The following is a 13,232-nucleotide window of genomic DNA, read 5'->3' as shown; positions in this document are numbered from 1 at the left end:
AACGCATTGAACTGATCGAAGCAGGTGCCGGCATCGCCGGCACACCGGCTTTTCCCGTGACACCGACCCGCCTAGCCAGAGATCGTCTCAGCCACAGGCTGTTCGCACAAATGCATCAGCAGCCGGGCAGCGCCCGGCGACACGGAAAGCGGTGCAATTGCAGAAAAAAAAGGCCCCGGATCGCTCCGGGGCCTTCTGCGTTTCAGGGTGACCACCAACGGTGGTCACCTATTGCGAGATCAACGATCCGGACGATGCGCTGCGGTGGCTTCGCCCTGGCGTTCCAGGAACTCCTTGGACGGTTCGTCGAGCTTGTCGCCCAGCATGCGGCGGACCACCACGAAGAACACCGGGATCATCAGCAGGCCCAGGAAGGTGGCGAACACCATGCCGCCGATCACGCCCGTACCGATGGCGTGACGCGCGTTGGCGCCGGCACCGGTGGAGATCGCCATCGGGATCACGCCCATGATGAACGCGAACGAGGTCATCAGGATCGGCCGGAAGCGCAGGCGCGAGGCTTCGATGGTCGCCTCGCGCAGGTTCTTGCCTGCTGCGCGCTGCTCCACCGCGAACTCCACGATCAGGATCGCGTTCTTCGCCGCCAGGCCGATCACCGTGATCAGGCCGATCTTGAAGTACAGATCGTTGGGCAGGCCACGGGCGAGCGAGAACGACAGCGCACCCAGCACGCCCAGCGGTACCACCAGCAGCACCGCCACCGGGATCGACCAGCTTTCATACAGCGCCGCAAGGCACAGGAACACCACCACGATCGACAGCACCAGCAGCAGCGTGGCCGCGTTGCCCGCCAGGATTTCCTGGTAGGACATGCCCGACCAGTCGTAGCCGAAGCCCGCCGGCAGGTCATCCTGCACGATCCGCTCCATCGCCTGCATCGCTTCGCCCGAGCTCTTGCCCGGTGCCTGCGAACCGACGATGTTGATCGCCGAATAGCCGTTGTAGCGGCTCAGCGACGGCGGGGCGGACACCCATTCGGACTTCACCACCGTGCTCAGCGGAATCATCGCCGGCGTACCGTCGGCGTTGGTCTGCAGCGAGCTGGGCGTGTAGAAGCTGTTCAACGACTCCGCACCGGTGCGGAACGGACCATCGGCCTGCATGGTCACGCGCTTGATGCGGCCCTGGTAGAAGAAGTCGTTCACGTATACCGGCGCCAGCATCAGCTGGATGGTGCTGTACACGTCCGACACCGACAGGCCCATCGTCTGCGCCTGCACGCGGTCCACGTGGAGCTGCAGCTGCGGCGCGTTTTCCAGCCCGTTCGGGCGCACGCCGGTGAGCAGTTCCTTCTCCTCGGCCGCCTTGCCCAGCAGGATGTTGCGCGCCTGCGTCAGCTGTTCGAAGCCGGCACCGCCGCGGTCCTGCAGCCACATGTCGAAGCCGCCGAACTGGCCCAGGCCCTGCACCGTTGGCAGGTTGACCACGAAGATCTGCGCCTCCTTGATGCCGTAGAACGCGCCGTTCATGTTCTGGATGAACTCGGGCACCGTGATGTCACGGTCCGCCCACGGCTTGAGCCGGATGAAGCCCATGCCCACGTTTTCGCCCGAGCCGACGAAGCTGAAACCGGCCACCTGCAGCATGCCTTCGAAGCCATCCTGCTTTTCCAGGATGCCGCGCATCTGCGCGAAGGTCGCATTGGTCTGCGCCTTGGTCGAGCCCGGCGGCAGCTGCACGATCGCCAGCGCATAGCCCTGGTCTTCTTCCGGCAGGAAGCTGCCCGGCATGCGGGTGAACAGGAAGCCGCACAGCACGGTAAGCACCACGAACAGGATCATCCAGCGCGGCGCATGCTTCACCGCCGAGGTGATGTGGCCCACGTAGGTGCCACTGACCTTGTCGTAGTACTTGTTGAAGGTGCGGTAGACCACGTTCGGTTCACCGTGCGTGGCCTTCAGGAAGGTCGCGCACAGCGCCGGGGTGAAGCCCAGCGCCAGGAACGCCGAGAACGCCATCGCGATGGCGATGGTCAGCGCGAACTGCTTGTAGATCTCACCGGCGGCACCGCCCTGCAGCGCCGACGGAATGAACACCGCCGCCAGCACCACGGTGATGGCCACCACCGCGCCGGTGATCTGGGTCATGGCCTTCTGGGTGGCGGCCTTCGGCGGCAGCTTCTCCTCGGTCATGATGCGTTCGACGTTCTCGATGACCACGATGGCGTCATCGACCACGATGCCGATCGCCAGCACCATCGCAAACAGGGTCAGCTGGTTGATGGTGAAGCCGATGATGCTCATGCCCAGGAAGGTGCCCAGCAGGGCCACCGGGATGACCAGCGTGGGGATCAGGGTGGCGCGGAAGTTCTGCAGGAAGATCAGCATCACCAGGAAGACCAGCACGATCGCTTCGATCAGGGTCTTGACCACTTCCTCGATCGAGATCTTCACGAACGTGGTGCTGTCGTACGGCGAGAACCAGGTGACCCCGGTCGGGAAGGTGGATTCCAGTTCATCCATCTTCGCGGTGACCGCGTTGGCCACGTTCAGGGCGTTGGCACCCGGCAGCAGCTGGATCGCGAAGGCACCGGTCGGCTTGCCGTTGTACTGGGTATCGAAGCCGTAGTTGTTGGCACCGAAGGCGATGCGCGCCACGTCCTTGAGCAGCACTCGCGAACCGTCCGCGTTGGCCCGCAGGATGATGTTCTCGAACTGGTCAGGCGAGCTGAAGCGGCCCTCCGCCGATACCGTGGCGGTGAAATAGTGGCCTGCCGGCGACGGATCGGCGCCCAGCGAACCGGCCGCGAACTGCACGTTCTGGGCCTTGATCGCCGCCAGCACCTGGGTGGCCGAGAGGTTGTAGCCCTGCATGCGTTCCGGGTTCAGCCAGATGTTCATGGCGTATTCGGAACCGAACTGCTGGGTGCTGCCCACGCCGGGAATGCGCGAGATCTGGTCGAGCACGCGCGAACCCACGATGTCGTTGAGCGCATCGCGGGTGATCGCTTCGCTGTCCGACTGCAGCGCCACCACCATCAGGAAGCCGGCGTTGGCCTTGGCCACCACCACGCCCTGCTGGGTCACTTCGGTGGGCAGGCGCGGCGTGGCCAGCGACACCTTGTTCTGCACCTGCACCTGGGCGATGTCCGCGTCGGTACCGGTTTCGAAGGTCAGGGTGATGGTCGCGCGGCCGTTGGAGGCCGACGAGGAGCTGAAGTACAGCAGGTGATCGATACCGGTCAGCTGCTGCTCGATCACCTGGGTGACCGACTTTTCGGTGGTGTCGGCGCTGGCGCCGGGGTAGGTGGCGCTCACCGTCACCTGGGGCGGTGCGATGCTCGGGTAGGACTCCACGCCCAGACCCAGGATCGAGATCACGCCCGCAAGCGAGATCAGGATCGCGACCACCCAGGCGAATACCGGGTGTTCAATGAAAAATTTAGGCATGACGGAAGGTCCCGTTATTGCTTGGTCGGTTCGGCAGCCGGAGCGCCATCGGAGGGCTTGGCGGCCGGATCAGCGGCGGCATCGGTCGGCGCGGTGCCCGCGGCAGCGGGGGCGCCCGCAGCCGGTGCGGCACCCGCTGCCGGTGCAGCACCCGCAGGCGCTGCGCCAGGTCCGTTGGCGGCGGTCGGGGTCCAAGGCTTGGCCGAGGCCGGCGAGCCTTCCTTGACCTTCTGCACGCCAGCCACGATCACCTGGTCGCCCGGTTCGATGCCGCTGCTGACCAGCCAGTTGCTGCCCTGCTGGCCTTCGGTGACCACGTTCTTGCGCACCACCTTGCCATCCTTGCCGACCACCATCACGAAGCCGCCGGTGGTGTCGCGCTGCAGGGCCTGCAGCGGGACGAGGAACGCATTTTTGCGCTCACCCAGTACGGCCTGGAAGCTGACGAAGGCGCCCGGCAGCAGGATCTGCTGCGGGTTGGGCAGTACCGCGCGCAGGGTCACCGCGCCGGTGGACGGGTCGACCACGGCCGAGGAGTAATCCAGCGTGCCCGGCTGGTCGTACATCGTGCCGTCGGACAGCTTCACCTGCACGGTCGACTTGCCATCGCCGCTCAGCGACACCGCGCCGGCGGCTTGCGCACGGCGCAGCTGGGTCAGCTCGTCGGAGCTCATCGAGAAGTTGACGAACAGCGGGTCCAGCTGGTCCACGGTGGTCAGCAGGGTAATGTCGCTCTGGCCGACCAGCGCGCCTTCGGTGACCTGCTGCTTGCCGGCGCGGCCGGCGATGGGCGAGGTGACCTGGGCGTAGCCGAGGTTGATCTTCGCATTGGCCAGCGAGGCCTGCGCCTGCTGCACGGCGGCGGCGGCGGTGCGCTCGGTGGCTTCGGCGGCGTCCAGGTCGGACTTGGAGACGAACTGCTTGGGGGCCAGCGAGCGGGCGCGCGCGGCGGCGGCCTTGGCATTGGCATAGGTGGCCTGGGCCGACGCGAGCTCAGCCTGCGATGCATTCAATGCGGCCTGCAGCGGCGCCGGGTCGATCAGGAACAGCACCTGCCCCTGTTTGACGTCCTGGCCTTCCTGGTAGACGCGCTTGAGCAGCACGCCCGGCACGCGGGCGCGCACGTCGGCGCTGCGGTACGGCGACAGGCGGCCCACCAGCTCACGCTGCAGCGGCAGCGTATCGGCCTTGGCTTCGATCACGCCCACTTCCGGCGGCGGGGGCGTCTGTTGTTCCGGCTTCTTGCAGGCGGTCAACGCAACGGCGACAGCGCACGTCAGGGCGAGGGTGCGGAGTGGGGCGATCATCAGGAGAAACTCCGGTGTTGGTTTGAATGCGGTAAGCGGATCGCCTCGGGCGCAGCGAACGCGCGCAGGAAACTGTCCACGGAAAATTCGGCCCACCGGCGCCGCTGTGACGCGTCGGCACGATGGGGGGTGTGAAAGCGCTGCTTCTCGAAATCCTGTCCCGCGATCATGCTCAATAGCAGTTCAGCCATGAAGTGCGGGTCGTCATGGCGCAGAAGCGACTCCTGGATGCGATGTTGGATCCATTCAGCAAGGTGAAAAGTCAACGCCTCCGCCCCATCCCGATACAAGGAACGTGCCTCATCGGGAAAACGGGCCGCCTCTCCGGCGATCAGCCGGCGGGTCTGGACCACGTGCGGCTCATTGAAGTGGTCCAGGTAGTCGAAGGCGAACTGCAGCAGGCAGCCGCGCAGGTCATCGCCTTCCAGTGCCCGAAGCCCGGCCGTGGCCCGGCACAGGTGCCGCTGCAGCACCCGGCGCAGCAGTTCCTGCTTGCTGCCGTAGCGGCTGTAGAGGGTCTGCTTGGAACATCCGGCCTGCTGGGCCACCGACTCCATGCTCAGCTGCATGCCCTGGGTGGCCATCAGATCGCGCACGGCATCGAACACGCGATGATCGCGCGCGTCCAGCAAGGCGGCGGCAGGGGCGGGGGAGTTCACGCGGTGGACTATACCGTCCAGTTCAGAATTGGAGAAGCGTTGTGTTTGGTACTGGCATGCGATGTAAACGCCACCCAACTGAAAAACCTTATTCCGTCCTGCAGCAAGGCCTTTTCATGCGGTAGGGCTACAATTTCATCTTTCCAACTGGGCAACACGCACCGCTCTGCCATGAAACCGCAAAAAACAGCAGCCAAGACCGTGAAAAAAACGACCAAACCAGCCGATACGCAGACTGTTTCACCAGTGGGCTTCTCGCTGGAACCGGTGTACACGGCCTTGCGCAAGCGTTACCCGGCGGCCGGGCAGGCCGAGGCAGTGGCGTTCGCCGCAGACTTCTACAAGCGCATGGAAGCGGACGAGTTCCCGCACCACACCGCTGAAGAATGGGCCGCACTGGCCGGCGACACCCTCGAATTCGCCCGCGTGCGCAAGGCCGGCAAGGCCAACGTGCGCGTGTTCAACCCGACCCTGAAGGCCAACGGCTGGGAATCTGCCCACACCGTGCTGCAGATCGTCAACGACGACATGCCGTTCCTGGTCGACACCGTGACCATGACCCTGGCCGAACATGGCGTGGGCGTGCACGTGCTGGGCCACCCGGTGATCCGTTTCACCCGCGACAAGGCCGGCAAGCTGTCGACCGTGGGCGAAGGCACCGCCGAATCGGTGATGCTGCTGGAAATCGACCGCCAGCCGGCCGACGCCATGGCCGATGTCGAACAGGCCATCGTCAAGGCGCTGGATGAAGTGCGCGCCATCGTCGGCGACTGGGAGGCCATGCGCAGCAAGGCGCTGGCCCTGGCCGACGACCTCGGCACCCGCCAGCTGCCGGTCGACGACGCCTCGCGCGCCGAAGCCCAGGCGTTCCTGCGCTGGGCCGCCGAAAACCACTTCACCTTCTTCGGTTACCGCGAATACCGCGTGGAGAAGCAGGGCAAGGAAGACGTGCTGGCGCCGTTGAACGACACCGGCCTGGGCCTGATGCGCGGCAAGGACAAGTCCGCTGCACGCCCGGTCAAGACCTTGGCCGCACAGGGCCTCAACGCCACCACCGGGTTGAAGGACGCGCTGATCCTGACCAAGACCAATGCGCGTTCGCGCGTGCACCGCGCCGGCTACATGGATTACATCGGCGTGTTGGAATTCGACGCCAAGGGCAAGATCATCGGCGAGCAGCGCTTCCTGGGCCTGTTCACCTCCAGCGCCTACAACCGCCGCCCGTGGGAAATCCCGCTGGTGCGCCAGCGCCACGAATACGTGATGAGCAAGTCGGGCCTGGCCCCGGCCAGCCACAGCGGCAAGGCACTGCGCCACATCCTGGAAACCCTGCCGCGCGAAGAGCTGTTCCAGTCCAGCGAGGAAGAGCTGTACCGCACCGCCATCGGCGTGCTGGGCCTGCAGGAGCGCGTGCGCAGCCGCCTGTTCCTGCGCCGTGACAAGTACAGCCGCTTCATCTCCGCGCTGGTGTACCTGCCGCGCGAGCGTTTCAACACCGACGTGCGCCTGCGCATCGAGGCGATGCTCAAGGACGCGCTGCAGGGCGAATACGTGGACAGCTCGGTGGTGCTGGGCGAATCGCCGCTGGCCCAGGTGCACCTGATCGTACGCCCGAAGGCTGGCCAGACCCTGGAAGTGGATACCAGCGCACTGGAACAGAAGCTGGCCCAGGTGCTGCGCAACTGGCAGGACGACCTGCGCGAAGCGCTGGTGGCCCGCCATGGTGAAAGCGAAGGCCTGCGCATTGCCGCCCGCATCGGCAAGGCACTGCCGGCCGGTTACATCGAAGACTCCAGCACCGAAATCGCGGCCAACGACGTCAGCCAGCTCGACGCGCTGACCGGCCCGGACGACCTGCGCCTGAGCCTGCAGGCCGTGCACCGCGAAGAAGGCGATGGCCTGCGCCTGAAGCTGTACCGCCAGCTGGATGACATTCCGCTGTCGGACGCGCTGCCGATGATGGAAAACATGGGCCTGCGCGTGATCGCCGAGCGCCCGTACCGCCTGAGCGTGGACAACGCCCCGGTGTACGTGCAGGACTTCGAAGTGGAATCGCTGGCCGGCGCGATCGACGCTGCTGCCGCCGATGCCGCCTTCGGTGAAACCTTTGCCCGCGTCTGGCACGGCGATGCCGAGAACGACGGCTTCAACCGCCTGGTGCTGGCCGCTGGCCTGCATTGGCGCCAGGTTGCGATGCTGCGCGGTTACTGCAAGTACCTGCTGCAGACCGGCGTGCCGTTCTCGCAGGCCTACGTCGAAGCCACCTTCACCCGTTACCCGCTGCTGGCCCGCCTGCTGGTGGAGCTGTTCGAAGCCCGCTTCGACCCGGCCACCGGGCATGAGGACAAGGTCGCCATCGCCGATGGCCAGGCCGACCTGCGCGCGCACCTGACCGTGCTGGCCGGTGGCGACGAAGCCACCCTGAAGGTCATCAAGACCGTGGTCGATGCCCGCAAGGGCGACCGCAAGGCGCAGATGGACGCGGCGCGCGACGCGCTGGTCAAGCTGATGGACCGCGTCTCCAGCCTCGACGAAGACCGCATCCTGCGCAGCTTCATGGGCGTGATCGACGCCACCCTGCGCACCAGCTACTACCAGACCGATGCACAGGGCCGCCCGGGCCACGTGATCAGCTTCAAGTTCGATTCGGCGCTGGTGCCGGACCTGCCCAAGCCGCGCCCGTATCGCGAAATCTTCGTGTACGGCCCGCGCGTGGAAGGTACCCACCTGCGCTTCGGGGCGGTTGCCCGTGGCGGCCTGCGCTGGTCGGACCGTCGCGAAGACTTCCGCACCGAAGTGCTGGGCCTGGTCAAGGCGCAGATGGTCAAGAACACGGTGATCGTGCCGGTCGGTGCCAAGGGCGGATTCTTCGCCAAGACCCCGCCGGCCAGCGGTGACCGCGATGCGGTGTTCGCCAACGGCGTGGCCTGCTACAAGCTGTTCATCCAGGGCCTGCTGGACATCACCGACAACATCGTCAACAACAAGATCGTGCCGCCGGTGGACGTGGTCCGCCACGACATGGACGACCCGTACCTGGTGGTGGCTGCCGACAAGGGCACCGCGACCTTCTCCGACATCGCCAACGGGCTGGCCATCGACCACGGCTTCTGGATGGGCGATGCGTTCGCTTCCGGTGGTTCGGTCGGTTACGACCACAAGGGCATGGGCATCACCGCGCGTGGCGCGTGGGAGTCGGTCAAGCGCCACTTCCGTGCGCTGGGCCGTGACAGCCAGACCCAGGACTTCACCACCGTGGGTGTCGGCGACATGTCCGGCGACGTGTTCGGCAACGGCATGCTGCTGTCGCGCCACATCCGCCTGCTGGCCGCGTTCGACCACCGCCACATTTTCCTGGATCCGAACCCGGACGCGGCGACCTCGTTCGTCGAGCGGGAGCGCATGTTCACCGTGCCGCGTTCCAGCTGGGCCGACTACGATGCGAAGCTGATCAGCAAGGGCGGCGGTATTTACCCGCGCACGCTGAAGTCGATCGAGATCACCCCGCAGGTGCGTGAGGCGCTGGGCCTGGACGACAACGTCAAGGCGCTGTCGCCCAACGACCTGATGAGCGCCATCCTCAAGGCGCCGGTGGACCTGCTGTGGAACGGCGGCATCGGCACCTACGTCAAGGCCGCCACCGAGCAGCACAGCGACGTCGGCGACCGCGCCAACAACGCGCTGCGCGTCAACGGTGGTGAGCTGCGCTGCAAGGTGGTGGGCGAGGGCGGCAACCTGGGCATGACCCAGCTGGGCCGCATCGAAGCTGCCCAGGCTGGCGTGCTGCTCAACACCGACTTCATCGACAACTCGGCCGGCGTGGATACCTCCGACCACGAAGTCAACATCAAGATCCTGCTCAACGATGTGGTGCGGGCCAAGAAGCTGACCGTCGACGCACGCAACAAGCTGCTGGCGTCGATGACCGACGAAGTGGCCGACCTGGTGCTCAATGACAACTACCGCCAGAACCAGGCCCTGAGCCTGATGGAGCGGATGGCGGTCAAGCGCCTGGGTTCCAAGCAGCACTTCATCCGCACGCTGGAAAAGCAGGGCCTGCTGGATCGCCAGATCGAGTTCCTGCCGACCGATGCCGAGCTCTCGGCACGCAAGGCGCGTGGCCAGGGCCTGACCCGTCCGGAGCTGTCGGTGCTGCTGTCGTATTCCAAGCTGGTGGCGTTCCAGCAGCTGCTGGAATCGGACATCCCGGAAGACCCGTACCTGTCCAAGGAACTGCTGCGTTACTTCCCGACGCCGCTGCAGAAGAAGTATGCCGATGCGATGGAGCGTCACCGCCTGAAGCGCGAGATCATCGCCACGGCCGTGACCAACCAGACCATCAACCGCATGGGCGCCACGTTCCTGATGCGCATGCAGGAAGACACCGGCCGCACCATCGCCGAGGTCGCCAAGGCCTACACCATCAGCCGTGAAACGCTGGATGCGCGTGCCCTGTGGGCGCAGATCGATGCGCTGGACGGCACCCTGCCGGAGTCGGTGCAGATCGATGCGCTGGAAGTGATCTGGAAGCTGCAGCGTTCGTTCGTGCGCTGGCTGCTGTTCCGCCCCGGCGCGATGCCGGGCATCACCGAGGCGGTGAACCGCTACCAGGCCCCGTTCAACGACATCCGTGTCGCCTCGGGCGTGCTGCCGGACGCACAGCGCCCGGCGTATGAAGCCAGCGTGCAGGAGTGGAAGGAGAAGGGCCTGCCGCCGGCACTGGCACAGCAGCTGTCCGAGTTGCAGTTCCTGGAACCGGCGTTCGACATCATCGAACTGGCGCGTACCCGCAAGCTCAAGCCGGTGGACGTGTCCAAGGTCCACTTCCGCCTGGGCGACGCGCTGCAGCTGCCGTGGCTGTTCGAGCAGATCGACGCGCTGGAGGTCAACGGCCGCTGGCACGCCGTGGCCCGTGGCGTGCTGCGCGACGAGCTGGCCGCCCACCACCGCAACCTGGCCGCCCAGGTGTTGTCGATGAAGGGGGGCAGTGCCGAAGCCAAGGTCGCGGCCTGGATCGGCCGTGACGACGGCAGCCTGCGCTTCACCCTGTCGATGCTGCAGGAGCTGGCCGAGCAGAAGACGCTCGACTACCCGACGGTCTCGGTGGCGGTACAGCGCCTGGGCCAGCTGGCAGCGCACGGCGCGTAACCTGCGCTGATGCGTGAAAGCAAAAGGCCCCGCCATTGGCGGGGCCTTTTTGTTGGCGCTTCGATCCGGTTTGAACGTCGGGACGTTTGTTGCGGGCTTGGGTATCCGGGTTCGGAGGCTTGGGCCGCGCTGCGCGCGGTGTCCGGCCAACGGCCGGGGCTACGAATTGCTGAGGGCCCATGGGGATCTGGATAAATCCACGTGGGCTCCGGACGCGTTTCGGTAGCGCCGGCCGTTGGCCGGCCCTGGGAACGCCGAAGGCGGCCGATCACCTGCACGAACCGGTATGCTTCGCGGGTATCTCCGGTGGATCTTTTATGACCGACACCCCCCGCATCGCGTTCCTTGCCAGCAACACCGAGGCGGCCCAGTCGGCCCGCGCGGCCGCGGTGGCACGCTATGGCGACCACGCGCCGGACGCTGCCGAGGTGCTGTGTCCCCTGGGCGGCGACGGTTTCATGCTGCAGACCCTGCACCGGCATGGGCATCTTGGCCTGCCGGTATTCGGCATGAAGCTGGGCACCGTGGGCTTCCTGATGAACCAGTACAGGGCCGAGGACGACATCCAGGCGCGCATCGCCCGTGCCGAACCGGCCAACCTGCGCCCGCTGGAAATGCTGGCGCTGACCGAATCGGGCACCACCACCGGCTCGCTGGCCTATAACGACGTGTCGCTGCTGCGGCAGACCCGCCAGGCCGCGCACATCGGGGTCGACCTCAACGGCCAGGAGCGGGTGGCCGAGCTGATCGGCGATGGGGTGCTGGTGGCGACCCCGGCCGGCAGCACCGCCTACAATTACTCCGCACACGGCCCGATCCTGCCGCTGGGCTCTCACACCATCGCACTGACCCCGCTGGCGCCGTACCGGCCGCGTCGCTGGCGTGGCGCGATCCTGAAGGCCGATACCGAAGTGCGCTTCCGCGTACTCGACCCCTACAAGCGCCCGGTCAGCGTGACCGCCGATTCGCACGAGACCCGCGACGTGGTCGAAGTGACCATCCGCGAGTCGCGCGAGCGCCGGGTGACCCTGCTGTTCGATCCGGAACACAACCTGGAAGACCGGATCCTCAGCGAACAGTTCATGTTTTGAAGGATTTTTGACCGCCATGGGCGACAACACCCCCCGTTTGCTGACCGTTGCCGTGACCTCGCGCGCGCTGTTCGACCTGGAAGAGGGTCACGCGCTGTTCGAGGCCGAAGGCGTGGACGCCTATGCCGAGTACCAGCGCAAGCACGAGGACGATGTGCTGCGCCCCGGCGTGGCGTTCCCGGTGGTGCGCAAGCTGCTGGCCCTCAACCAGGGCCAGTCGCCGGAATCGCCGCGGGTGGAGGTCATCCTGCTGTCGCGCAATTCCGCCGATACCGGTCTGCGCATCTTCAATTCCATCCAGCATTACGACTTGGGCATCATCCGCGCCACCTTCACCGCGGGCGAGCCGACCTGGCCGTACGTGAAGCCGTTCGGGACCGATCTGTTCCTGTCGGCCAACCCGGAATCGGTGCGGCGTGCGCTGCGGCATGGCATCGCCGCGGCCACGATCCTGCCCAAGCCGCACGGCGAGACCCTGGCGGCGGCCGAACCGGTCGACATGAGCCAGCCGCTGGGCCAGCTGCGCATCGCCTTCGATGGTGACGCGGTGATCTTCGGCGATGAAAGCGAGCGCATCTCGCGCGAGCAGGGCGTGGAAGCGTTTGGCCGGCACGAGCGCGAAAACGCCCGCGAGCCGCTCAGTGGCGGTCCGTTCCGCAACTTCCTGTCGGCGCTGCACACCCTGCAGGCCGTGTTCCCGTCGGGCGAGGATGCGCCGATCCGGACCGCGCTGGTGACCGCGCGCTCGGCCCCGGCCCATGAGCGGGTGATCCGCACGTTGCGCGAATGGGGCGTGCGCCTGGACGAAGCGCTGTTCCTGGGCGGCCGCCACAAGGGCCCGTTCCTGGAAGCGTTCGGCGCGGACATCTTCTTCGACGATTCGCAGCACAACATCGACAGCGCCCGCCAGCACCTCAGCGTGGCCGCCGGCCATGTACCGCACGGCGTGGCCAACGATTGACGGCGGTCACGACCAACGGTCGTGACCTACCGGTCGGGCGGATACATGGGTAGGTCACGACCGTTGGTCGTGACACCGACTAATCGAGCGGCAGCTCGATATTGACCAATTTCCAGCGCAACCCCTGCCGCTGCAGCACGAACACCACCGGCGCGCCCTGCGCCGTATGGGTGGTGGCGGTGAATCGTGACGTGGACTCGAACCGGTGCGTAGCGCCCTCCAGCGGCCGCGCCGCACGTGGCGCCGCGTAGGCGTCATTGCTCTCCAGGTCATTGCTGGCCCGCTTCCAGAGCGTATGGCCTTCCATCAACGCCCCGATCCCGGTCGGTGTGACCATCGCATCCACCGCCGTGCCGCTGAGCTTCTGCCCGGCGGTCAGCAGCAGCGCGCCGACCAGGTTGGACTGCACGTCCGGCCCGGCCCGGCGCACCACGTAATCATCCAGCTGCGCGCGCAGGTTGGCGCGCAGCATCGGGAAGTCCACGTAGCGGTCCAGCTGGGAGGTATCGCGCTGCTCGATCGCCCCGGCCAGCCCGCGCAGGGTCAAATAGGGCCCGCTGACCAGCCAGCCTGCCAGCAGCACCACGACAAGCCCCAGCAGAAGAAGCACCTTTTTCATGCCGCCAGCTTGCCGCAGCCCACGTCAAGGCGGGGTA

General features: G+C 66.3%; 7 protein-coding genes. 3 read left to right on the top strand and 4 right to left on the bottom strand.

Going from position 1 to position 13,232, the window contains the following annotated elements:
- Positions 1-239 precede the first annotated feature (239 nt).
- Genes BAY15_RS12055 through BAY15_RS12045 form a run of 3 tightly spaced genes read right to left on the bottom strand, consistent with a single transcriptional unit; the run spans position 240 to position 5,301 of the window.
- Positions 240-3,410 carry a multidrug efflux RND transporter permease subunit gene (locus tag BAY15_RS12055; RefSeq protein WP_068852926.1) on the bottom strand — a complete coding sequence of 1,057 codons (3,171 nt, stop codon included), beginning with the start codon at positions 3,408-3,410 and terminating at the stop codon, positions 240-242.
- 14 nt (positions 3,411-3,424) lie between these two features.
- The gene (locus BAY15_RS12050) at positions 3,425-4,717 is read right to left on the bottom strand and encodes an efflux RND transporter periplasmic adaptor subunit (RefSeq protein WP_068852922.1); all 1,293 of its coding nucleotides are present in this window, start codon (positions 4,715-4,717) and stop codon (positions 3,425-3,427) included.
- Entirely contained in the window at positions 4,717-5,301 is a 585-nt protein-coding gene (locus BAY15_RS12045) for a TetR/AcrR family transcriptional regulator C-terminal domain-containing protein (protein WP_237334360.1), read from the bottom strand. The genes BAY15_RS12050 and BAY15_RS12045 overlap by 1 nt, the downstream gene beginning before the upstream one ends.
- Before the next feature lie 246 nt (positions 5,302-5,547).
- On the opposite strand from BAY15_RS12045, the gene BAY15_RS12040 reads away from it, so the two are divergent.
- The 3 genes from BAY15_RS12040 (at position 5,548) to BAY15_RS12030 (ending at position 12,576) form a co-directional block, all read left to right on the top strand.
- Positions 5,548-10,524: an NAD-glutamate dehydrogenase gene (locus tag BAY15_RS12040; RefSeq protein ID WP_068852916.1), complete on the top strand. Its 4,977-nt coding sequence runs from the start codon at positions 5,548-5,550 to the stop codon at positions 10,522-10,524.
- A gap of 317 nt (positions 10,525-10,841) precedes the next feature.
- On the top strand, positions 10,842-11,615 hold the full coding sequence (locus BAY15_RS12035) for an NAD kinase (RefSeq protein WP_068852913.1): 774 nt from the start codon (positions 10,842-10,844) through the stop codon (positions 11,613-11,615).
- A gap of 16 nt (positions 11,616-11,631) precedes the next feature.
- Positions 11,632-12,576, top strand: a complete 945-nt coding sequence (locus BAY15_RS12030) for a 5'-nucleotidase (RefSeq protein WP_068852910.1) — start codon at positions 11,632-11,634, stop codon at positions 12,574-12,576.
- A 79-nt stretch (positions 12,577-12,655) separates the two neighbouring features.
- Here the strand turns inward: BAY15_RS12030 and BAY15_RS12025 are convergent, their stop codons facing one another.
- Positions 12,656-13,195 carry a DUF2939 domain-containing protein gene (locus tag BAY15_RS12025; RefSeq protein WP_068852907.1) on the bottom strand — a complete coding sequence of 180 codons (540 nt, stop codon included), beginning with the start codon at positions 13,193-13,195 and terminating at the stop codon, positions 12,656-12,658.
- Between the last annotated feature and the right edge of the window lie 37 nt (positions 13,196-13,232).

The organism is Stenotrophomonas rhizophila (genome assembly GCF_001704155.1).
GTDB classification, from domain to species: domain Bacteria; phylum Pseudomonadota; class Gammaproteobacteria; order Xanthomonadales; family Xanthomonadaceae; genus Stenotrophomonas; species Stenotrophomonas rhizophila_A.
Note: the sequence above shows the minus strand (reverse complement) of the source record. Positions and strands in the feature narration are given on the sequence as shown.

Bases quoted from the DNA above. Each gene is read 5' to 3' on its own strand.
- BAY15_RS12055 (WP_068852926.1), bottom strand. From the start codon at position 3,410: ATGCCTAAATTTTTCATTGAACACCCGGTATTCGCCTGGGTGGTCGCG.
- BAY15_RS12025 (WP_068852907.1), bottom strand. From the start codon at position 13,195: ATGAAAAAGGTGCTTCTTCTGCTGGGGCTTGTCGTGGTGCTGCTGGCA.
- BAY15_RS12050 (WP_068852922.1), bottom strand. From the start codon at position 4,717: ATGATCGCCCCACTCCGCACCCTCGCCCTGACGTGCGCTGTCGCCGTT.
- BAY15_RS12045 (WP_237334360.1), bottom strand. From the start codon at position 5,301: ATGGCCACCCAGGGCATGCAGCTGAGCATGGAGTCGGTGGCCCAGCAG.
- BAY15_RS12030 (WP_068852910.1), top strand. From the start codon at position 11,632: ATGGGCGACAACACCCCCCGTTTGCTGACCGTTGCCGTGACCTCGCGC.
- BAY15_RS12040 (WP_068852916.1), top strand. From the start codon at position 5,548: ATGAAACCGCAAAAAACAGCAGCCAAGACCGTGAAAAAAACGACCAAA.
- BAY15_RS12035 (WP_068852913.1), top strand. From the start codon at position 10,842: ATGACCGACACCCCCCGCATCGCGTTCCTTGCCAGCAACACCGAGGCG.